Origin of the sequence: Paenarthrobacter aromaticivorans, from assembly GCF_019038615.1 — a bacterium.
GTDB classification, from domain to species: domain Bacteria; phylum Actinomycetota; class Actinomycetes; order Actinomycetales; family Micrococcaceae; genus Arthrobacter; species Arthrobacter aromaticivorans.
Genome location: NZ_JAHOPC010000012.1, coordinates 1 through 19,564 on the forward strand (window position 1 = coordinate 1; position 19,564 = coordinate 19,564).

The 19,564-nt window shown below is 62.2% G+C and carries 22 protein-coding genes; 9 read left to right on the forward strand and 13 right to left on the reverse strand.

What is annotated here, in order from left to right; all coding sequences use genetic code 11:
• The 4 genes from KSW38_RS17365 to KSW38_RS17380 form a co-directional block, all read right to left on the reverse strand.
• Positions 1-2,007, reverse strand: a 2,007-nt coding sequence (locus KSW38_RS17365) for an HNH endonuclease signature motif containing protein (RefSeq protein WP_216926186.1), incomplete at its 3' end; no start/stop codon positions are given.
• A gap of 175 nt (positions 2,008-2,182) precedes the next feature.
• Positions 2,183-2,689, reverse strand: a complete 507-nt coding sequence (locus tag KSW38_RS17370; protein ID WP_216926187.1) for a hypothetical protein — start codon at positions 2,687-2,689, stop codon at positions 2,183-2,185.
• A gap of 2 nt (positions 2,690-2,691) precedes the next feature.
• Positions 2,692-3,252, reverse strand: a complete 561-nt coding sequence (locus KSW38_RS17375; protein ID WP_216926188.1) for a hypothetical protein — start codon at positions 3,250-3,252, stop codon at positions 2,692-2,694.
• A 124-nt stretch (positions 3,253-3,376) separates the two neighbouring features.
• Positions 3,377-3,841 (reverse strand): phage tail protein, encoded by a 465-nt coding sequence (locus tag KSW38_RS17380; RefSeq protein ID WP_216926189.1) that lies wholly within the window; start codon positions 3,839-3,841, stop codon positions 3,377-3,379.
• Between the two features lie 200 nt (positions 3,842-4,041).
• Here KSW38_RS17380 and KSW38_RS17385 point away from each other — a divergent pair, with 200 nt between their 5' ends.
• Positions 4,042-4,938, forward strand: a complete 897-nt coding sequence (locus tag KSW38_RS17385; protein ID WP_216926190.1) for a helix-turn-helix transcriptional regulator — start codon at positions 4,042-4,044, stop codon at positions 4,936-4,938.
• On the opposite strand, the gene KSW38_RS17390 is transcribed toward KSW38_RS17385, so the two are convergent.
• The gene (locus KSW38_RS17390) at positions 4,902-6,122 is read right to left on the reverse strand and encodes an MFS transporter (protein ID WP_216926191.1); all 1,221 of its coding nucleotides are present in this window, start codon (positions 6,120-6,122) and stop codon (positions 4,902-4,904) included. The genes KSW38_RS17385 and KSW38_RS17390 overlap by 37 nt on opposite strands.
• A gap of 90 nt (positions 6,123-6,212) precedes the next feature.
• A complete protein-coding gene (locus KSW38_RS17395) occupies positions 6,213-6,641 on the reverse strand; it encodes a hypothetical protein (protein WP_216926192.1) in 429 nt (142 codons plus the stop codon).
• Between the two features lie 264 nt (positions 6,642-6,905).
• On the opposite strand from KSW38_RS17395, the gene KSW38_RS17400 reads away from it, so the two are divergent.
• A complete protein-coding gene (locus KSW38_RS17400; protein ID WP_216926193.1) occupies positions 6,906-7,736 on the forward strand; it encodes a DUF2382 domain-containing protein in 831 nt (276 codons plus the stop codon).
• A 141-nt stretch (positions 7,737-7,877) separates the two neighbouring features.
• Positions 7,878-8,099 (forward strand): hypothetical protein, encoded by a 222-nt coding sequence (locus tag KSW38_RS17405; protein WP_216926194.1) that lies wholly within the window; start codon positions 7,878-7,880, stop codon positions 8,097-8,099.
• A 12-nt stretch (positions 8,100-8,111) separates the two neighbouring features.
• On the opposite strand, the gene KSW38_RS17410 is transcribed toward KSW38_RS17405, so the two are convergent.
• Positions 8,112-10,028: a glycoside hydrolase family 15 protein gene (locus KSW38_RS17410; RefSeq protein WP_216926195.1), complete on the reverse strand. Its 1,917-nt coding sequence runs from the start codon at positions 10,026-10,028 to the stop codon at positions 8,112-8,114.
• A gap of 236 nt (positions 10,029-10,264) precedes the next feature.
• Here KSW38_RS17410 and KSW38_RS17415 point away from each other — a divergent pair, with 236 nt between their 5' ends.
• Both KSW38_RS17415 and KSW38_RS17420 read left to right on the forward strand, forming a co-directional pair.
• A complete protein-coding gene (locus tag KSW38_RS17415) occupies positions 10,265-11,170 on the forward strand; it encodes an SDR family oxidoreductase (protein ID WP_216926196.1) in 906 nt (301 codons plus the stop codon).
• A gap of 145 nt (positions 11,171-11,315) precedes the next feature.
• Positions 11,316-11,558, forward strand: coding sequence for a DUF6458 family protein (locus tag KSW38_RS17420; protein WP_216926197.1), 243 nt, complete (start codon positions 11,316-11,318; stop codon positions 11,556-11,558).
• Positions 11,559-11,616: 58 nt separating this feature from the next.
• Here the strand turns inward: KSW38_RS17420 and KSW38_RS17425 are convergent, their stop codons facing one another.
• Positions 11,617-12,225, reverse strand: a complete 609-nt coding sequence (locus KSW38_RS17425) for a VOC family protein (protein ID WP_216926198.1) — start codon at positions 12,223-12,225, stop codon at positions 11,617-11,619.
• A 58-nt stretch (positions 12,226-12,283) separates the two neighbouring features.
• Between KSW38_RS17425 and KSW38_RS17430 the strand changes: the two genes are divergently transcribed.
• Positions 12,284-12,568, forward strand: coding sequence for a hypothetical protein (locus KSW38_RS17430; protein WP_216926199.1), 285 nt, complete (start codon positions 12,284-12,286; stop codon positions 12,566-12,568).
• Positions 12,569-12,583: 15 nt separating this feature from the next.
• Here the strand turns inward: KSW38_RS17430 and KSW38_RS17435 are convergent, their stop codons facing one another.
• The 4 genes from KSW38_RS17435 to KSW38_RS17450 form a co-directional block, all read right to left on the reverse strand.
• Complete coding sequence (locus tag KSW38_RS17435) at positions 12,584-13,147, reverse strand: DUF488 domain-containing protein (protein ID WP_216926200.1); 564 nt, start codon at positions 13,145-13,147, stop codon at positions 12,584-12,586.
• Positions 13,141-13,383 carry a hypothetical protein gene (locus KSW38_RS17440; RefSeq protein ID WP_216926201.1) on the reverse strand — a complete coding sequence of 81 codons (243 nt, stop codon included), beginning with the start codon at positions 13,381-13,383 and terminating at the stop codon, positions 13,141-13,143. Before KSW38_RS17440 ends, KSW38_RS17435 begins: the two co-directional genes overlap by 7 nt.
• A 109-nt stretch (positions 13,384-13,492) precedes the next feature.
• Positions 13,493-14,086 (reverse strand): histidine phosphatase family protein, encoded by a 594-nt coding sequence (locus KSW38_RS17445; protein ID WP_216926202.1) that lies wholly within the window; start codon positions 14,084-14,086, stop codon positions 13,493-13,495.
• A 96-nt stretch (positions 14,087-14,182) separates the two neighbouring features.
• A complete protein-coding gene (locus KSW38_RS17450) occupies positions 14,183-14,551 on the reverse strand; it encodes a VOC family protein (RefSeq protein WP_216926203.1) in 369 nt (122 codons plus the stop codon).
• A gap of 59 nt (positions 14,552-14,610) precedes the next feature.
• Here KSW38_RS17450 and KSW38_RS17455 point away from each other — a divergent pair, with 59 nt between their 5' ends.
• Together KSW38_RS17455 and KSW38_RS17460 are read left to right on the forward strand one after the other, a co-directional pair.
• Complete coding sequence (locus KSW38_RS17455) at positions 14,611-15,057, forward strand: MarR family winged helix-turn-helix transcriptional regulator (RefSeq protein ID WP_216926204.1); 447 nt, start codon at positions 14,611-14,613, stop codon at positions 15,055-15,057.
• Between the two features lie 265 nt (positions 15,058-15,322).
• Positions 15,323-16,690 carry a serine/threonine-protein kinase gene (locus KSW38_RS17460; protein WP_308169429.1) on the forward strand — a complete coding sequence of 456 codons (1,368 nt, stop codon included), beginning with the start codon at positions 15,323-15,325 and terminating at the stop codon, positions 16,688-16,690.
• Positions 16,691-16,756: 66 nt separating this feature from the next.
• Here KSW38_RS17460 and KSW38_RS17465 read toward each other — a convergent pair whose 3' ends face one another.
• Positions 16,757-17,983 (reverse strand): GAF domain-containing sensor histidine kinase, encoded by a 1,227-nt coding sequence (locus KSW38_RS17465; RefSeq protein WP_216926206.1) that lies wholly within the window; start codon positions 17,981-17,983, stop codon positions 16,757-16,759.
• Between the two features lie 132 nt (positions 17,984-18,115).
• On the opposite strand from KSW38_RS17465, the gene KSW38_RS17470 reads away from it, so the two are divergent.
• Positions 18,116-19,558 (forward strand): MFS transporter, encoded by a 1,443-nt coding sequence (locus KSW38_RS17470; RefSeq protein ID WP_216926207.1) that lies wholly within the window; start codon positions 18,116-18,118, stop codon positions 19,556-19,558.
• Positions 19,559-19,564 lie beyond the last annotated feature (6 nt).

Below are 19,564 nucleotides of genomic sequence, written 5' to 3' on the forward strand. Positions count from 1 at the left end.
GGTGATGGTCCAGTTTTCTTTGTGGATGAGGTGGTGGTGGTGGCTGCAGAGCAGGGTGCCGTTGTCGGTGGAGGTGGTGCCGCCGTGTGACCAGTAGGTGATGTGGTGGGCTTCGCACCAGGGTGCGGGCATGGTGCAGTCGGGGAAGGCGCAGCCTTGGTCGCGGGCGGTGATGGCTTTGCGGATGTGGGGTGGGAAGATCCGGGTGGTGCGGCCGATGTCCAGGATGCGGGAGTCGGTTCCGAGCAGGACGGGGAGGATGTCGGCGTCGCAGGCGATTTTGCGGATGGTGTTGGGGTGCATCGGGCCGGTAAAGGTGGCGGCGCCGGAGCTGAGCCGGGAGTGGCGCGGGCCAGGTTCGGTCCCTGTGCCTGTGGTCCGGGTGGGGGCCGTGCGTGTGAGTCGTTCGAAGAGGTCGCGTTCGTTGATGGTGACGGCGAGTTGGGGTCGGAGTCCGCCGTTGGAGGGCAGTTTCCCGGTGGTCATCGCGACGGCGCAGGCTCCGACGAGGCCGTCGAGGAGTTTCTGGGCCCGGGAACGCCGATCCAGCTCCGGACCCGCTGGTTCATTCCCGCCGTCTCCGTTCCCGTTAACGCTGTCGTTGCTTTCGCCGGTGGCGTTGTTTTCGTCGGTGGTGTTGCTGGTTCCGGGCTCATTAGCGTGTGCGGGGGTGAGTCGGGGGTTGGTGGCGGTGTTCATGGCGGTGGTGAGTGTTTCGTATTGTTCGGTGGTGGCGAAGATTTCCAGGTGGTGCAGTCCGTGGCGGGGTTTGCGGATGAAGGTGCCTTGGAGTTGGCGGAGGATTTCTTCGCTGGGTTCCGGGCCGTCTTGGTCGATGAGGTCGTTCCAGCGTTTGGTCATTTTCAGGACGAAGTCGGGGTCGGAGCCGGCGGCGGTGCGGGTGAGGGCGTGTTCCATCTGGGTGAGGGTTTCTTCGTCGGTGAGGAGCCGGGCTTTGTCCAGGGCGGCGCTGATGATGCTCGCGGACCGGGTGGGTATTTGTGTGGATTCGAGGGCTTGGGCCAGGATTTCGCGGCGGGCCGGGATGTGTTGGCCGGCGATTCCGGTCCGGGGGAGGACCTCGGAGGCCAGGGCGAGCCGGCGCCGGGCTTCGCTGATGCCGATCCGCAGGCGGGCGCGCAGGAATTGCGCGGCGTCCCGGTACCCGTCATCGGCCACCGCGGCAGCGTCCGCCGCAGCAACACCACCGAACCCAGCACTAGCAGACCCGGCAGCAGCAGTAGCGGATCCAGCGACAGCATCGAAACCCGTGGCGGTGGCGAAACCTGCAGCAGTAGCGGATCCAGCAGCAGCAGCGGATCCACCGGCAGCAGCAGACCCTGCAGCCGTGGCGGTGGGGGTGGCGGGGTTTGGTGCTGGTGACGGGACGGCGGGGTCTGTAGTTCCGGAGTCTGTGGTTCCGGGGTCTGTGGTTGCGGGGTCTGTGGTTGCGGGGTCGGTCCAGCCGGTCTGCCATCCCGTGCCCGCCGTGGAGGGCCGTGCCTGCTGGGCTTGGGTACGGGTCCGTTCCACGGCGTGCGCCGCGATGACCTGCAGGTATTCCACGGTGCGGGAGATCTCCTCCACCCGCCCGGCGAACCCCGCGGCTTCCGCAAACCCGAACGACAGGGCACCAGCAACGGTGCAGGAACGCAGGCTCTCCAACGCCTCAACGCTGTCAGCCAGCGCACCCTCAATTCCCCGCGCATCCTCAAGTCCCAGAGAACCATCAAGTCCCCGCGCGTCCTCAAGCCCGTGGGAAACGCCGTGCCCGGGGAAAGCGTCACGGTCCGCTTCGCCGGGCTCAGGAACGGGCAGTGGTTTGACGCCGCGAAGCAGCGCCATGGCCCTTAGGCTCTCCGAATCGGTGACTGCCGCCGTCGGGCTTTCACAGCCGTCCTGCCCGTGGGTAGGACCGGCGTGGCTTCCGAGGGAAACGCGTCGGGGGCGCAGCGAGGCGCCAGTCACTGCTGCCCGACGCGACAGAATCTCCCCAATGCTTCCCATGAATAAACCCTCTCACCAGGGTCTGACATTATTAGGAGGCCCGTGCCGCGGCCCTAGGTGCCACAGGCTTCCCAAGCGTTTCCAGAGATTAACCATGTGTTCAGAATCAGAGATTTATGGCCCGTGGATTGGTCCGGTCCTCGGGCCGAGAGAGCGAAGGACTGCACGGCCCGCCCTACCGACCTCCGTACAACGCCGCCTCAAGCAGGCGGTCAAAGCTGGCAGTTCCACTGCTGACCGGAGCAACGGTGATAACAGCGAGGAGTTTCTCGGAGCCGTCTTCCTTGGCACTTGCGACCCTTTTCACGTGCAGCCGCAAGCCGGGAATCCCGTTGATGAGCAGTGGAAGCTGCTCACCGCTCTTGATCAATTTCCGCAGCTGCTTTGTGGTGATTTTGTCGTCGGAGCTGCCCGTTAGCTCCGTGAGGGTGTCGTTGATCCGTTTTGCCAAGCCGCGCAGCAGGTTCCTCTGGGCGGCGACCGTTGGAATGGTAAGGATCGCTGCGAACCCGGCGGTGAATATCGCTGCTGGGCCCACGCTTCTCAGGGCAGGCATGAAGATCATCAGGATCAGCCACAGGACCACAGCAAGGATGCCGAAAGTGACGAATTTGATGATGGGTTTGTCGCCGGGTTTCCTGAGCCAGCGCACGATTTCAACAGCGTCCGACGCGTTCTCCATGGTCAGGATCCCTTCACTTCGAGGAGTGCTTCGGCCAGAATTACTGCCTCGCGTGCTTCCTTAAGATCGTTCCGCAATCCCAGATCGGGGATCTTCGCGACGCCACCGCCGGTACCAGCAAGTTCGTAGAGGGCCCTGCTGAGGTTTTCGCGATCCTTTGACAACCTCCGGGACGCATCCAGCTTGGCTCTGCTGGCCTCAAGCTCCAGGAGCGAACGGCTGATGGCGTCGCGTCGTCCTTGCATGAGTGACAGTTTCTCCGTGAGCCGCAGGACCTGTGCACTGTGCATTGACCCCATCTGAACGGCAGTTCGTTGGAGCTCACCGAGGGCCGCCGACGTCTGCGGCTTGCCCGAGTGCCGGGCTAGCTCCTCATTGATGCGGACCAGTCGCCGTTCCCAGCCCCGAAGGGCCCGTTGATACCGTCCCAAGAGCAGCGAGATTGCCGGCAGCGCCTTGTCAAGGGCCCTCGCCCGCGTGCTCAGGCTTGCGGTTGCCGCGTCCAGCCTTGCGAGGAATGCGGCGTAATTGTCAGGTGAAGGAACCTTGTTGTGGGGATCCATGCGTCACCTGCGCCCGATGCTGTTGCAACCAGGCTTGGTGCGGCACAACGCTCCCCAAACGCCCATGGCAAGAGAATAGAGGGTCCCCGCCCGTTGGGATAGGGCTCCTGGTGATCCGACGCGCTCAGTACTGACCCTTGATCACGAAGTACGACCCCCGGATTACCCCTGCCAGCTTGGACTTCTGACGGGCGAACTTGAAGCGCGATTCCAGTTCTTCCGGAACGTCCATGCCCTCAGCGAGCTTGAACCCGACCGCACGCTTCCCGCCGTCCTCGATGCTGTACATGACGTTGATGGAAAGCCCCGACTCGTAGAACACGTAGTCCATCCGCAGACCGTCCACTTCGAAGGCCGTCGCCTCAAGGGGGCGGGAATCGATGACGATGTCGCGCTCTTCCTTCAGGATTCGGCTCACCCGATCCACTACTTCAGGGACCTCGCTTGCAGGATGCACGGTGAAGGTATGGTCGTATTTGTTCTTGTAATAACGGGCCTCGTTGGCCCGCAATCCTGCGAGTTTCTCGGCAACCGGAGAAGACTCCAGGCCCTCGGTAGAAACGTCCTTGAAGTCAACGATGTACGGCAATTGCTCTCCTCGTCAGATGTCTTGGGACCAACGATAACGCTCCACACTGACACGGCCATGCATGGACGTGCTGTTGGGTGAGGAAAACGCACGACGGCGGGAGGTCGCCGTCGTGCGTTAACCGAAGCGTCGTGCGTTAAGGCGAAGCAGGTATCGGGAGGGACTCCCTCCTGATACCCGCTTGGCCTAGCGTGGAAGCTATGGATAATCGAGCGGAGGTCCGCGAATTCCTGATTTCACGGCGTGCCCACGTTGCCCCGGAGCGGGTGGGACTTCCCACTGGGACCAATCGGCGGGTTAAGGGGTTGCGGCGTAGTGAAGTGGCCACTCTTGCCGGGTTGAGCGTGGAGTATTACACGCGCCTTGAGCGTGGCGCGATCAGTGGAGCTTCGCCGCAGGTTCTCGAGAGCCTCGCCCGGGCGTTGTGCTTGGACGACGCCGAGCGGGCCCACTTATTCGACCTCGCCCACGCGGCCAGTCCGGTGGCCCGGCCGCCCCGGCGGCGCAACTCCAAGTCCTACGTTCCGCATCAGAGCCTGCAATGGGCGCTGGATGCTGTCACCGCTGGTCCGGCGTTCGTTCGCAACGGCAGGATGGATCTGCTGGCGGTTAATCCCCTGGCCCGGGCGTTCTACAAAGATTGCTATGACATGCCAGGCCAGCCGCCGAACATCGCACGCTTCACGTTCTTGGATGAACGTGCCCACGATTTCTATCCGGACTGGGATGCCTTCGCAGAGGTAACTGTATCCATCCTGCGGACTGAAGCCGGTCGCGACCCGCACAACAAGGAACTGCACGACCTCATCGGTGAGCTGGGTACCCGCAGCGATGAATTCCGGAAACGCTGGGGTGCGCACAACGTGCGCCACCACGGGACGGGTTTCAAGACGTTCAATCATCCCGTTGTGGGTGAGTTGACCCTCGCTTATGAGGGGCTGGAAATGGCCGCTGAGCCCGGCCTGACCCTCACGATCTACAGTGCGGAGCCCGGGTCGCCGTCGGCGGAGCGCCTGCAGCTCCTGGCATCGTGGGCTGCCAGCGAGTATGGCACTGCAGCTCAGGCCGAGCCTGAGAGGGCTGCTTCGGACGGCTGAGGTGACCGTTCTTTCCGCAACAGGACGGTGAGCGGGAGAAAATACAGTGCCGCTATGCAGGTACCCACCAGCACGGGGCCGGTGGCACCGAGCGCGGACTCGATTGCGAAACCTGCGATCCACGAGCCTACTGCTGTGCCGAGGTTGAACGAGGACGTGCTGAGGGCCGAGGCAAGCGTGGGTGCATGGTGGGCATAACCGACTGCCTTGCCTATGAGGATGGGGTTGGTTGCCATGCCGAACAGGCCCAGCAAGAAGATGAGGATCACCGTCAGCGCGGCGTTGCGTGAGAGCAGGCAGAGAGCCCCGAGCACAAGAAACGTCATTGCCGCCGAGACGAACAGCGCCGTGAAGGGGCGGTGCGCGCCAAAATGGCCGCCGAGGTTGGAACCGATGAACGCTCCGACGCCGTAGCCCACGAGAACCAGCGGAACTGCTGCTGCCCCTATGCCCGTGTTCTGTGTCAGGAGCGGAGAGACGAAGCTGTAGGCCGCAAGGGATGATCCACACACGACTGCGCAGCCTGCAAGCACAAGCCAAACCCTGGCGTCACGCATGCTCGCGATCTCGGCCCGAACTGAGGGGATGGTGCCAGAGGAAGGTTCGACGCCGACCAAACGGTAAACAGCCAACGCCGCCCCGATCGCCAGGACACTGAGGATCCAGAAAGGACCCCTCCAGCCGATCGACTGGCCGGCAAACGCTCCCAGCGGGACACCGATCACGTTGGCGAGCATGCCGCCGCCCAGGACCACCCCCAACGCTCGTGAGGCGGAAGCGGCACCAGCCGCCTTCGCCCCCACGACGGCGGCGACGGCCCAGAAGGCTCCGGTGGCCAGAGCCGTAAGGAACCGGGCACCAAGAATCACTGCGAAGTCGGTGGTAAGGGCAACGATGACGTGTCCAACAGCGAAAACCACCAATGCGAGGCTGAGCGTGACGCGTCGCTGCATCTTGAGGGTGAGGATGGACATGGTGGGCGTTCCAACGATCATGCCAACAGCGAAGACGGTAATCATCAATCCGGCATTTCCTACAGTGATACCCAGGTCCCGGGCGATCTCTGGAAGGATCCCGGCCACCACGAATTCTGTGGTGCCCATGAGGAACACGCCCGCGGCGAGCACGTAGGTGACAAGCGGCAGACGACGGTTTGTTGGTGCCCGCCAAGTATCAGTGGTCATAGTCCCAGACCATCACGGGCATTCAGCCTGAGGGAGTCCCGGTTGATGGGGGTTCTCCGAGGGACTCTTTTCGGCGGCACTGAATGTGCGTTAGTCCGGTATCTCCATCTGGAACCCACACTCATCGCAGTGCAGCACCCGGGTGTTCAAGTAGGTCTCAAGCTCGGGATCGGCCCGGCCTGTGGCTCCGGAGGAAATCAGGTGGAGTTTCCCGGGCCCCGTGTGCATGGGAACCCCGCAATGCAGATGATGGCGTCCGAACTGCAGGACGCCGTTCGGATCATCGGAGCGGGTCAGGACATCGGCGACGTCGGCCACTTCCGCGGCGTGGGACCGCGAGAATCCGCAAGCTTGGCAACGGTACTCCACATGGATCAATCCTGCGGCAGATCCGGGGGCTTGCCTGATGCTTTCGATGGTTTCGATGAGGAGGTGCTCATCCGTCCCGCAATGATCGCAGAAGGGCTCGGCCGGCAAGGGGGAACGAGGAAAAGGAGGGTGGGCTGACTGCGCAGGCATGATCATCCTGTGACAAGTGGAGAGTGGATACCTTGGGCACAAGTACGATTTCTCAGGCTTGAGCCTAGACGCCGCCGGCTCTGGATGACAAGGGCTTCGAATCTTCCGTTGGGTCTTGCCAAGAAATAGTAAGCATGCTTATGTATTGCTGTTCCGCGAAGTCAGCGGGTTGAATCCATTCCCCGTCCTGATTCCGGAATCTATGCCCGGTGATGCAGGCCGCTGGGCTCCAAATGCAACAGAATCACATTCCAAGGAGACATCATGCTCGCCAGGGAGAACATTGACCGTCTGATGGGCCTCAACGGAAACGTTCGGACCACGGAGGGTGACAAGGTTGGGTCAATCGGCACGTTCTACACCGATGACGACACAGGGGAGCCAACATGGGTAACAGCCAAAACCGGTCTTTTCGGCACTTCTGAATCGTTCATTCCCTTGGAGGGAGCCAACGTGGAGGGCGACGACGTCGTTGTTCCCTACAGCAAGGACCACATCAAGGACGCGCCCCGCGTGGCTGAAGATGGCCACCTCGACCCGGGTGAAGAAGAGCGGCTTTACAACCACTACAGCATCCAGGACCGGGGTGGTTTCGAGGGCCAGCGTGACTACGTGAACCGGAGCGCTGGAACGGAGACAAGTGCTGGAATGGGCACAAGAGCCGGGGTAGACGCCGTCGGCGGCATGGACGTTGACACGACCGGAACTGCACGCGCAGGCGATGACGCCATGACCCGTTCTGAAGAGCGGCTCAACGTCGGGACGGAAAGGACAGCGGCCGGACGGGCGCGTCTTCGCAAGTACATCACCACCGAAAACGTGACTACCACCGTGCCGGTCCAGCGTGAGGAAGTCCGGCTTGAGCGTGAGCCCATCACGGACGCCAATAAGGGAGACGCCATGTCCGGTCCTGACCTCACAGAAAGCGAGCATGAGGTCACACTTCACGAAGAGCGGCCGGTAGTGGATAAGGAAACCGTCCCAGTAGAGCGCGTGCGCTTGGAAAAGGACACCGTCACCGATGATGTCCCCGTCAGTGAGGAAGTCCGCAAGGAGAATATTGAAACTGAAGGCACGCGCGATACCCGCCGCTGAAACCTGCGGCAGCTGCCGCACTACTGAGGGGCGAAAACGCCCGACGGCGGGAGGCCGCCGTCGGGCCTTTATCCAGCCAGCCGTCCCTTCTCCAGACAGCGGGTCCTACCGCAGAAGACCAGGTGATGGGACGATTTCCTTATGGGCGAAGAAGAGAAGAAGGGCCCTGGCGCGCCCTCGGGCGCAGGGCCAGAGGAACGCGATCTGTGGCAGGATACCGACGCTGGATCTCCGACCACACAGCAGATGAGGACTATCGGCCAGCGTCGGCGGGAGGCCGAGCGCAAGCTCGATCAACATCTGGAGGAAGCCAAGCACAAGGCTGAAGCCGCGGATCCGGACGACCAAAAAACGGAATCTTGACTGCGGCGCTTTTCAGCGGCTGGTTTCGGGGCGCTTTCTTGGCGCCGGATGATCTGTGCCCGGGCCGCTTTCGGAAATGGCCTGTTGTGGGAGCTGGTCGGTACCCTTCTCCGGGTGTTTCGGGCTACGCAGTGGCGTGTCACTGCCATGGGCTTCGCCGTGATGGAGCTGCAGGGCGCAGTGGATCAGAGGAAAGTGGCTGAACGCTTGCGGCGTGTTCCCGAGTTGCCGCTGGGTTCTGGGATCCCATTCCTCGCTTAGTAGCCCCACATCGTTCCGGAGCGTCAAAAGCCGCTCGAACAACGCTGTTGCCTGACCGGCATGGCCAATGCCCAGCAGCGCATCCACCAACCAGAACGAGCACGCAAGGAAGACTCCCTCATCGCCAGGCAGGCCGTCATGGCCGGACTCCGTTCGATAGCGCAGCACCAGGCCATCATCGGTCAGCCCCTCCTGGATGGCTTTCACGGTGCCCGCAACCCGTGGATGGCGGTGCCCCAAAAAGCCAACGCGGGGGATGAGGAGCAGGCTGGCGTCCAGTTCCTTACTGCCGTAGGACTGGACAAAGCTGTTGAGCTCTTCATCGAAACCGCGTGTCATCACCTCTGCGTGGATCTGCCTGCGCAGGGAGGCCCAGCGGTCTCCGGGGCCAGGCAATCCCGAAGTTCTTACGGCCTTGACCATGCGATCTGCAGCTACCCATGCCATGACTTTGGAATGCGTGAAGTGCCGGCGGGGGCCGCGCATCTCCCACAACCCGTTATCCGGTTGGTCCCAAGCCCCTTCCAGGAACTCCATCAACGCTACTTGAATGTCCCAGGATGTATCCACGGTGCCCGGCGGGGAAGCTGCCCTGGTCAGCGCGAGCCCGTCCAACACCTCGCCCCAAACGTCCAATTGCAGTTGGGGGGCCGCGGCGTTCCCGGTGCGGACTGGCAGGGAATTTTCGTAGCCCGAAAGCCACGGGATCTCGGCCTCCGGCAGTCTGCGGGCGCCGTCCAGGCCGTAAACGATCTGCAGCTCGGAAGGATCGCCCGCCACGGCGCGGAGCAGCCATTCCCGCCAGGCTGCTGCTTCATCCGTATATCCGGCGGCAAGCAACGACTGCAGGGTCAGTGTTGCATCGCGCAGCCAGCAGTAACGGTAGTCCCAATTGCGGGAACCGCCCAGTTGCTCGGGAAGGGACGTTGTAGCAGCGGCCACGATGCCTCCCGTCGGGGCATAGGTGAGTGCCTTGAGGGTGATGAGGGATCGCTCCACCGGGTCCTTGTACTGGCCCTCCATCTCGCATTGGTCAATCCATTCCCGCCAGAAGGATTCCGTGGCGTGAAACGCTTTGGTTGCATCGATTCGCCGGGGTTCCGGCTCATGGCTCGGTGCCCAGCGAAGCACGAAGGGGATGCGTTCCCCGGCGCGGACGGTGAACTCACTGATCGTGCGCCTGTCCACGCCCTTGAGCGGAGCGGGCGTCGTGAGATAGGCCGAATCGGGCCCCGCTACGGCGCTGATTCCGTGCTTGTTGCGACGCACCCATGGCACCACGCGACCGTAATCGAAGCGGAGAATCAACTCCCCACGCATGGCCACCTCGCCGGACAGGCCTTCCACGATCCGCACGAGGTCTACAGCGTCATCGCGGACAGGCATGAAGTCGGTGACGCGGACCGCGCCGCCGTCCACTTCCCATTCCGTTTCCAGGATCAGGGTGTCCGGACGGTAGCGGCGCCGTGTGCAGTTTCCGCCGTTGCGCGCCCCAGCATCTGTGGGCGCGAGGAGCCATCGGCCAGCTTCCGGGGTATGCAGCAGGGCTGCGAAGCAGGCGGGGGAGTCGAAACGGGGCAGGCACATCCAATCGATGGATCCGTCGCGTGCCACCAGGGCGGCCGTATTCAAGTCCCCGATGATCGCATAGTCCTCAATTCTGGCCATGGCATCAGATCCTTATAATCGGACGGCGTCAAGTATGCCCTGACCGTACACTTTTGCCTCACGCACCTCAACGGATGCGGCGGTTATTCGGCTGCCGCGCCGGCATCGCCCATGAGGGGTCAACGCACGACGCCGGCAGGTCGCCGTCGTGCGTTTGCGCGAAGTCTGGAATCAACGCAGCGCGGCATGCTACGACTGTTCTTTGGAGCGAACCCGGCGAGTCCAAGGAGCAAATCATGGCTGACGAAAAGCCTGTCCTCGTGGTTGGTGCTACCGGCTACCTTGGCGGTCAGGTGGTTGATGCACTTCTCCAGCGCGGCAAGAGCGTCCGGGCGCTTGTCCGGACAAAATCCGACGCGGGCAGGCTGGAAGCCAAGGGTGTCGAGATAGTCCGGGGCGACATGCTTGACGTGGCCTCGTTAATTCACGCAATGACTGGGGTAGCCGGGGCTATTTCGACTGCCGCCGGGTACACGCGGAACGATAAGAACGCCAATGCTATCGACACGTTCGGCAACAGCAACCTGGCCGTCGCCGCCAAACAAACAGGCGTTCCCAGGTTTGTTCTCATCAGCATCCTCACCTGCGATCTGACACCCCAAGTTCCGCACTTTTGGCACAAGAAGCAGGCCGAGGATGCCTTCGAGCAACTGGGCGTCCCTTTCGTTGCGCTCCGTCCGGGTGCGTTCTTTGACCAGACCGCTGGGATGGGTGGCGATCCTTTAGCGAAGAGGCGTGTCATGTGGATCGGCTCCAAGGACACCCCTCTGACTTTCGTCCTCACCAGCGACCTCGCGGGTTATCTTGCGGATGCCGTAGAGGCGGACGTGGCTGATGGCGAACGCATCGACATCGGCTGGACCCGCCCCGTCAGCATGACAGAAGCGGCGGGCCTCCTGTCCAAACATGGCGAGGCGGACGCCAAGGACATCAAGATAATGGCTGTTCCAACGCCAGTGCTCAAGGGCCTAGGGAAAGTCACCTCGCGCTTTGCCCCGCTGGTAAGCGATATGGCCAGCATGTCGGCTTGGTTCGAGACGGGCCGATACGTAGCCAACACGAGCCGGCAAGCTGAAGTTTTCGGTCCGCCGCCCTCTCCCGAGGACGCAATCGCCCGGTTTGCGGCGGGTTTCGGGCACTGACCGGCGACCGTTACGGCGCGCCTGGTAGGCGAACAATGACGGGCACAATCTTTCGCGCTCCCCAAATTGAGAAGTATGCTTACGATATCGACGCAGTTCCGTGATCACCCGATCGCGGGCCGGTCGGAAGTGAGAGGAGCACGACATGAGAATAGGTTCTTCCATAGCACTCATCGCCATTGGAGCGATTCTGGCCTTTGCCCTTGCCCCCGGACTCATCCCCTTCGTGGACCAGGTCCTGATCGGCTACATCCTGATGGCTGTAGGCGTATTGGGCCTGATCATTTCCATCATCATGGCAGGCCGCACCCGGCGTACGGACCACATCGTGGAGCGGCGCGATGCTCCCGAGACAATCATCGACAGGCGTCCGCGTCCCGAGGTTTAGCTTCTTCCAAGGCAGACGGAAACGCACGACGGCGGGAGGTCGCCGTCGTGCGTTTCTGCTAAAGCGGCGCTTCCCAGACAAATCCGTCGGGGTCGGTGAAGGTGCCTGCGTCGCCGCTGATAAGCAGATGATGCGACCCGGTGCCGTCAGGTGATACGCCGGCGGTCTTAGCCAGCGCGCTACGTTTATTGAGCGTCAGCTTGATGGAGCCAGTATCAAACTCGACGTACCGGCTTCCGAAACTCTTGGCCAACGTGAGGCCCCGGTCGAGATAGAACTGTTTGCTGGCGGCCACATCCGCGACTCCCAGTTGGAGCACCATCGCATCAATCTGCAGATTGGCCGGACCGCTGTCCTTCTTGGACGAGGAGGCGACTGTCCAGATGGTGCCGTCTGGAGCCTGGAGGACTCCGCCGTACCCCCACAGGGATTTGGCGGCAGGCTTAACGACCGTCGCGCCGGCGTCGCGGGCGTTGTCCATAAGGCCGTTTACGGTGGCCGGCTGGGAGACGACAAGTGACATCGTAAATCCGCGAAAGCCCGCGCTCGGCGCCTCGGATGAACGTACCTGGACCCTGCCGCCCATGTTGAAAACGTCAGTGTAGAAGGCCTCCGCCACCTGCGTGGTGGGAACGACCTCGATGATTACGGATTCGATGGCTGCCATGTCAGTCATCCTAGTGAACAAGCAGTGGGGACGGCTGAACACCACGTAGGCTGCTGGCATGGAGAAGTCATTCGATGTAGAACTCGTAAATCAGGATGAATACTTGGTGCGCTGGGCATCCGAAGGGCAGGCCGGAGAGTCCGTCTTCCGGATCACCCCTGAATTCCTGGCCGAGGCTGGGCTGGACGGCAAGGATGGGCAGTTCATTACTGAAGAGACGGCCAACTTTCTGGCGGAGCACCAGCCCGTGATCGACTTTCCCCAAACAGTGGATCTGGAAGAGATTGCCGCAGCCTACCCCGACTTCGCGCAGCAACTTCGGAGCAGGCTTGAGGCCCGCTAGCCCAACTCCGCTGACCTAACCCACTGACTCGTCCATAGGCAGGTCGTACTGCAGATGCGCCCCGTGCACCCTCACCCCGGCCGTAGGAACGTGGGGGACGAGCTTGGCTCCCGGCATGAGATGGCTGACCGGCTGTAAGTCCAGCAGGACGCAATGATCTGCGATGAGGCGGCGGTGGCAACGCCACCAGAGCGTTTCGCTGCACATGATTGCGGTCTTTTGGGCACTCGCGTCCGCCAAAAGCTGGCTCAGGGCTGCCGTGAACCCGGTTGTGCGCATGTACGCCGCGTAGGCCCTGAAAGAATCGTTGCGCAGGGATGTGTCGGGGGAGTCGGGTGGCAGTTTCCGGAAACCACCGAGCCGCTGTTCCCATCGATAAGCGATTCCGGCAGCGGGCAGCCACTCCTCCATGTGGTTTCTTCCGAAGTGAGGATATTTCCGGCTTCCCGGGGCAATCCGAACATCCACCAAGGACTTCACGCCGGCCGTGCGCAAAAGCTCTTCAAAGTCGGCCTGGGGCGTGGCGCCATGCCCAACCGTCAGCAGGTTTTGTTCGTTCGATATCGGTGTGCTCAGCATTGGAACTGGACGTCAAAATCTTCCGGCTTCCGCCCGCTTGAGGCAGTTGCGGCGTCGAGCACAGTTTGTGCCGCCTGTTCAAGCCGGGAAACGTGGAGCACTAGCCCCGGTATTTGAACGACGCGAAGTTCAAACCAGCCGTCGGTGGCCAGAGTTACCCTTGCCGTCAGTGTGATGGCGTTGGCCCGGCAGGTTTCGGTGGTCACGAGTCGGGAGCCAACAAGTGTGAGGGCCAAGCTGACCTCCAGTGAACCGGAGCGAATGGCGCCAACTGCTTGACTCTCTTGAGCATACAGAAACTGGCATGCGCAATGTCAATAAGATGCGCTGAGTTTCGCGGTTGTGTCAGCTGTCCACGTCGGCCGTTAGAAGCTCACCGTTGAAGTACTCCAGCTTCCAGCCATCGGAGGCGTGGTGATGGGCGAGGTTCAGCACGGCATTGTGGACGCTGTCCAGTGTGCGGCCGATCGCGCGGCTCAGCGCCAGGCGGATCAACGTGCCGTGGGTTACCACCAGGACGCGCTGTCCTGAAAATTCCTGCGCCAACTGTTCCAGGGCATCCATGCCGCGGCTGGCTGCGTCCTCATCGCTCTCGCCGCCTCGGAAACCGCCGGGGATGCGAAGTGCTTCGAGCTCCGGGCCGGCTTGCAGGCCTTCGGCCGGTCCGAAGCTTCGCTCAATGAGCTCGGGAATCCGCCGGGCGACGGTAAGGCCCAAGCCCTCTGCGATCAGGTCCGCCGTTTCTGCCGCACGGCTCAAGGGTGAGGAAACGATTGCGTCCCACTGGTAATTCGCCAAGGTGGCAACGGCTTCACGCGCCTGTTCGCGGCCGACGTCGTTCAGTGGAATGTCGGTGGCCCCCTGCAACCGGCGCTCCGCGTTCCAGTCGGTCTGGCCATGGCGGACGAGGGCGAAGGTAGTAAGGGTCATGCCTTCCATTGTGCCTTCCGGCCGCCCGGGCCGCAGTTCCGTGCGTCACGTAAGGAAAACGTCCGACGGCGGGAGGTCGCCGTCGGACGCTTGTTGCGGTTGGTGTCAGGCGGCGTCGTGGATGGTGATCCGGTAGCCGTCCGGATCTGCGAAGGTGAACGTGCGCCCGAAGGGCCCGTCGATGGGTGCTGCCGTGATCTGCGTGCCATGGGCGGAGAGAGCGTCGTGAAGTTCCTGGGCGTCGGTTGCCCGCAGCCACAAGGCAATTCCTTCGCCGGGTTGCGGGAGCGAATCCAACTCGGTTTCCGGCAGTGGCTCCCGGACAGCGAAAGGGACCGGGTTGGTATCAAAAACGACAGCATGTGGCGGACCGGCCATGGAGCGCCTCAGGCCGAGTTGGTGCTCGTAAAACAGTGCCGAACGTTCAAGGTCGCGGACCTGCAGGGAAATGAAATCTGGACCGATTGTAGCCATGCTTGTTCTCCTCAATATGTCAGTATGTTGACATTCGTAAGGTATGTCAGAATATTGACATGAGTCAAGACGGCAGCGGCGTGGATCTGGACACCTCCCTGGGCTATCTCCTGAAGCAAGTGCATACTGCGTTGCGGAGCGCAATGGACGCAGCCCTGCGACCCCTCGGAATGACAGTGCCGCAGTACGCGTGCCTTGAGCTCCTGGCGCAGCGTCCCGGCCTCTCCAATTCCGAGCTCGCCCGCGGAGTCTTCGTGTCCCGGCAGTCAATGAACGTGCTTCTGCAGGCGCTGGAGCGGGACGGGCTGGTTTCCCGGCCGGAGCAGCCTGTTGTCGGGCGGGCGCTCCCCGTGAAGTTAACCCCGCTTGGCAGTAAACGATTGAAGGCAGCCAGTGAGGCCGCCAATGCAGTGGAAGGGCGATTACGGCGGGGCCTGGCCATGGATGAGGAGCAGCACTTGCGGGCCTTGCTGGGCTCGCGGCTGGCGGAACTCCGAGGAGAGTAAGACGACCCGTGGGTGGCCCGTTTCCCTTCCGGGCCAATACTAAGTATCCTGATGACTTATCTGGTGAATCCGGATGATGCTGTTTGACGCAGGACTGCTCAAGCCGTAGCGGTTTCGCCGAACAGGGCGGCCGCACGGCTCTCGTGAAATTTTGATCGGCGGCGTTGCCTGGTAGTAACGGACACTGTTAGGGTCCGGAGCACACAGGCGGGCCTGAAGGGCGTGACAATTCGTGGGCAACAATGACGAGGCCGTGGAGTTCCACGTGACCGATTCCAGTGTGGCTGCTATCGATGGCCGCTATGAGCTGGGACCTGTTTTGGGCCGAGGAGCCATGTCCACGGTGTACCGGGCCACGGACTTGCTCCTTGGCCGGGACGTGGCAATCAAGATCTTCCTGCCTGGTTCTGGCGACGACTCGTTCAGGAGCCGCCAGGAAACCGAGATGCGGCTGCTCGCAAGCTTTGACCATCCAGGCCTGGTGGCAGCCTTCGATGCCGGTGTTGATACGCGCAATGACGAAGAACGCGCGTACCTTGTCATGGAGCTTGCCGAGGGACGTGACCTGAAAGCCGTATTGTCCGATGGGCCTCTGACGCATTCCGAAACCACCCGCATCGGCGTGCGACTGGCCGGCGCCCTTGCGCAGGTGCATGCCCAGGGCGTCATCCACCGCGACATTAAGCCGGCGAATATCGTCGTCTCGGAGGGGACAGATGGCGCCGACTCCGTGAAGCTGGCAGACTTCGGCGTCGCCTTGGTCATGGACGATCACCGCCTCACCGCAACGGGCTTCACCGTCGGTACAGCCCAATACCTCAGCCCGGAGCAGGCACAAGGGCTGCATCTGACGCCTGCCAGCGACATCTACTCCTTGGGTTTGGTGCTCCTGGAGTGCCTCACTGGCAAGCCCGAATACCCTGGAACCCCGGTGGAGACGGCCTCGGCGCGCCTTCACCGGGCACCCGAGATCCCGGAAGACCTACCCAATGGACTGCGCGGACTCCTCCAGGCAATGACCGACATGGATCCAGAACGACGCCCGACCGCGGGCGACGTTGAAGAAGTCCTGGCGGGCCGGCGTCGAAAGCTGCCACCCATGGCAACGGCAATCCTGCCGTCAGTTCCAGCGGCGCCTGCAGTCCCATCGAAGCCGGCTTTGCTGTCGCGGCCGCCGCAGGTGGTGACCTCAAGCCCCGGGCCAGCTGCTTCAGCCGCGGGAAGGCGTGCCTCCGCTACGGGTCCAAGGGTTTTTGGAAAGAAGTCCAAGGTGCTCGCCGGGCTGGTTGCGGCTGCCCTCGCGGTTCCCGTCGCTTTGGCGTTGCTCACCAATGGCGTCTTTGTCCCGGAATCTTCAGCCGAACCGACGCGGCAGGTCGATCCGCGTGTCACCGTCATCGAATCACAACCCAGCGGGCCGGCGACTCCCATGGAAACGGCGCCGCCAGCGGTGGCGCCCGCAGCCGAAGTTGTGGATGTGCAGGATCAGCAGCCCGTTCCGGCGCCAGCGGCACAAACCAACGTGTCTGCCCAGGATGGTGCAGGCGCCGGCTCCCAAGATCCCGCGGACGCCAAAAGCGGCGGCAAGGATGACACGAAGCCCGACAAAGGTAAGGGGAACGGCCGCGGGTAACGCCTGAGGGGCAAAACGCACGACGGCGGTAGGTCGGCGTCGCGCGTTTTCTTGTGTTGCGCGCCGCTAAAGATCGGCCGGAAAGCTCACTGCCACCGTGGTTCCACCGCCGGCAGTCTCCGAGAGGGTGAGTTCGCCGCCGTGGGCCTTGGCGATGCTGCTGCAGGTGGCAAGCCCCAGGCCGGAGCCGGGCCCGTCGCCTTGGCGGCGCAGGCGCACCAACGGTTCCAGGACCCTGGCCCGGTCGTCCGCGTTGATGCCCTTTCCATTATCGGCCACGAAGATGGTGGCGCCGTGGTAATTGGAGACACCGCTGATCCGGACCTGTAGATCCCTTACGGGGCTGCGGTAGTTCATGGCGTTGGACAACAGGTTCTGCAGCAAAGTGCGCAGTTGGCCTTTGTCCGCCTGGAGGTTCAGGTCCTGCACTTCAAGGATGTCGTCCTCGATGCCGAGGTCCCGGGCTACCTCGCCCGCTGCCTCCTTGAGTGAGACCTGTTGTGGCTGTATGCCGCCGCCCACCCTCGAGTAGCTCAGGACGTCTTCCAGCATCCCCAGCATCCGGCGGCCACTCGCCCCGATGCGGCTCAGGTATTCGGCTGCAGCGCTGTCCGCTTGGACGTCTGGATCGTCCTCCACCAACTCCACGTAACCCAGGATCGTGGTGAGCGGAATCCGCAGATCGTGGCTGACGCGGCCAGCGAAACCAGCCAGCTTGGCGTTGCTCTCCTTCAACTCTGCATACGTGCGGTCCAGTTGGATTGTGCGGTGCTGCAACTCCAACAGCTCTACCACCTGCTTGGCCAGGACTTCCAGCATGCTGACTTGCTCGGGCCGTATCTCTTTGGGTTTGTCAGAAAAGACGCACAAGGTGCCGGGAACGAATCCTGATTCTGTTTGCAGCGGAACCGAAGCGTAGAACCGAACCCGGCCCAATTCACCGGTGACGAAGGGGTTGTCAGCGGACCGCGGATCCAGCGAAGCGTCAGGGATAACCGTGATCTCGCGGGAGAGGAACACCTTGGCACACATGGAATCTTCGCGCGAGCACATGCCCGGTTCCACACCCCATGCGCCAATTTGGTATTGGTATTCGGCGCTGATGATATTGACCACCCCAAAAGGGGCGCCGCAAAGCTCAGTGGCAAGGCGCACGAGGTTCTGCAGCGCACTCATGACGGCGGCGTTGGGAAGCAGGGTGGAATCCTCTGCGGGGTCCAGGCCGTACTCCCGCAACTCCAGATCCCGGCTAACGTCATCGGTGAAGGCGAGCTGGCCTTTTGCACCTTTCATCAAGAATTTCCCCCAGGCTTCTTTAGGATTCCTTGCCGATCCTACCGGGAGGTTGGCGGGGTTTGATTGTCATAAGGACCGGGTTGTCGCTGGGCCTTATCTGCGGCAATTGGTGTCAGTACACTGGAACGCATGACCGAGCAGGAACCGGCTGGGGTAACTGACGTTATCGACCTCTCCCTGCGCACTCCGGCAGAGCGATCCCGCACATTTATGGGGATCCTGGTGAACACTGCCCTCGCAAACATCACCACAAGCTATCTCTGGTTCGCCCTGACATTCTGGGTTTATCTGGAAACGCGCAATGTTATTGCCACGGGAGTGGTCGGGGGCGCTTACATGCTGCTGATTGCACTCTCCAGCATCAGTTTCGGCACCTTCGTGGACAGGTATCGGAAGCTTGCCGTGATGCGCTTCGCTGCTGGGTTCACCCTGGTGATGTTCGTGCTATCAGGAGTGCTGTTTCTCCTGATCCCTACCAGGCAGCTGTTGGACCTCACGCAGCCGTGGTTCTGGCTTTTCACTCTGATCATCCTCGTGGGTGCAGTGGTGGAAAATCTGCGCAATATTGCCCTCTCCACCACCGTCACCATCCTCATCGAGCCTGATCGCCGGGCCAATGCCAACGGAATGGTGGGGATGGTGCAGGGACTGATGTTCGTTGTTACCTCGGTCCTCTCCGGGCTCTCAGTAGGCCTGCTGGGCATGGGCTGGACCATTGTGGCCGCCCTGATTCTTACCGCGTTGGCGTTCGCCCATCTACTTACCTTGCGAATGCCCGAAGAGGTGCAGGCCGCCGCTACTGACGCGCATGGCGGCTTCGACTTCCGGGGCTCGCTTGCCGCTGTCCTGGCAATTTCCGGGCTGTTTGCGCTGATCGTGTTTTCCACGTTCAACAACTTCGTGGGCGGTGTGTACATGGCCTTGATGGATCCTTATGGGTTGGAAATGTTCTCCGTTGAAATGTGGGGAACGTTCTTCGCCCTGGGCTGCACTGGGATACTGGTGGGCGGTGCCCTGGTGGGAAAGTTCGGGCTCGGCTCCAATCCTTTGCGGACCATGCTCATCGTTGTCGCCGTGATGGGGCTGCTTGGTGCAGTGTTCACCCTGCGTGAATGGGCATGGCTGTATGTAGCCGGTATCTGGCTCTATCTGACCCTGGTTCCCATCGTGGAAGCTGCCGAGCAAACAGTCATCCAGCAGGTGGTTCCCCTGAACCGGCAGGGCAGGGTGTTCGGATTCGCCATGGCCTTCGAGTCCGCAGCAGCACCCATTACAGCGTTCCTCATCGCCCCGATCGCCCAGTTCTGGATCATCCCCTACGCCCGCTCCGCCGAGGGCGCCGCCCAACTCGAACCGCTGTTGGGTCAGGGCACGTCCCGCGGGATCGCCCTGGTGTTCCTGATTGCCGGATTCATTCTCATTGCCGCGGCACTGATCGCCTTCCTGACACCCGTTTACCGGAGCGTCTCGGCGTCGTATATGCAGAAGGCAGCGGGCAGAGGCGATGGTGGGGGTGCCGGCGCTGACGGGAGCCTGGCTACCGGGGGTGCTGAGGCAGCATCTTCCGGGTGAGCGCCG

Bases quoted from the DNA above. Each gene is read 5' to 3' on its own strand.
- KSW38_RS17390 (WP_216926191.1), bottom strand. From the start codon at position 6,122: ATGACCACTGATACTTGGCGGGCACCAACAAACCGTCGTCTGCCGCTT.
- KSW38_RS17415 (WP_216926196.1), top strand. From the start codon at position 10,265: ATGGCTGACGAAAAGCCTGTCCTCGTGGTTGGTGCTACCGGCTACCTT.
- KSW38_RS17445 (WP_216926202.1), bottom strand. From the start codon at position 14,086: ATGGAAGGCATGACCCTTACTACCTTCGCCCTCGTCCGCCATGGCCAG.
- KSW38_RS17395 (WP_216926192.1), bottom strand. From the start codon at position 6,641: ATGCCTGCGCAGTCAGCCCACCCTCCTTTTCCTCGTTCCCCCTTGCCG.
- KSW38_RS17455 (WP_216926204.1), top strand. From the start codon at position 14,611: ATGAGTCAAGACGGCAGCGGCGTGGATCTGGACACCTCCCTGGGCTAT.
- KSW38_RS17465 (WP_216926206.1), bottom strand. From the start codon at position 17,983: ATGAAAGGTGCAAAAGGCCAGCTCGCCTTCACCGATGACGTTAGCCGG.
- KSW38_RS17420 (WP_216926197.1), top strand. From the start codon at position 11,316: ATGAGAATAGGTTCTTCCATAGCACTCATCGCCATTGGAGCGATTCTG.
- KSW38_RS17375 (WP_216926188.1), bottom strand. From the start codon at position 3,252: ATGGATCCCCACAACAAGGTTCCTTCACCTGACAATTACGCCGCATTC.
- KSW38_RS17400 (WP_216926193.1), top strand. From the start codon at position 6,906: ATGCTCGCCAGGGAGAACATTGACCGTCTGATGGGCCTCAACGGAAAC.
- KSW38_RS17435 (WP_216926200.1), bottom strand. From the start codon at position 13,147: ATGCTGAGCACACCGATATCGAACGAACAAAACCTGCTGACGGTTGGG.
- KSW38_RS17470 (WP_216926207.1), top strand. From the start codon at position 18,116: ATGACCGAGCAGGAACCGGCTGGGGTAACTGACGTTATCGACCTCTCC.
- KSW38_RS17385 (WP_216926190.1), top strand. From the start codon at position 4,042: ATGGATAATCGAGCGGAGGTCCGCGAATTCCTGATTTCACGGCGTGCC.
- KSW38_RS17425 (WP_216926198.1), bottom strand. From the start codon at position 12,225: ATGGCAGCCATCGAATCCGTAATCATCGAGGTCGTTCCCACCACGCAG.
- KSW38_RS17450 (WP_216926203.1), bottom strand. From the start codon at position 14,551: ATGGCTACAATCGGTCCAGATTTCATTTCCCTGCAGGTCCGCGACCTT.
- KSW38_RS17405 (WP_216926194.1), top strand. From the start codon at position 7,878: ATGGGCGAAGAAGAGAAGAAGGGCCCTGGCGCGCCCTCGGGCGCAGGG.
- KSW38_RS17370 (WP_216926187.1), bottom strand. From the start codon at position 2,689: ATGGAGAACGCGTCGGACGCTGTTGAAATCGTGCGCTGGCTCAGGAAA.
- KSW38_RS17430 (WP_216926199.1), top strand. From the start codon at position 12,284: ATGGAGAAGTCATTCGATGTAGAACTCGTAAATCAGGATGAATACTTG.
- KSW38_RS17410 (WP_216926195.1), bottom strand. From the start codon at position 10,028: ATGGCCAGAATTGAGGACTATGCGATCATCGGGGACTTGAATACGGCC.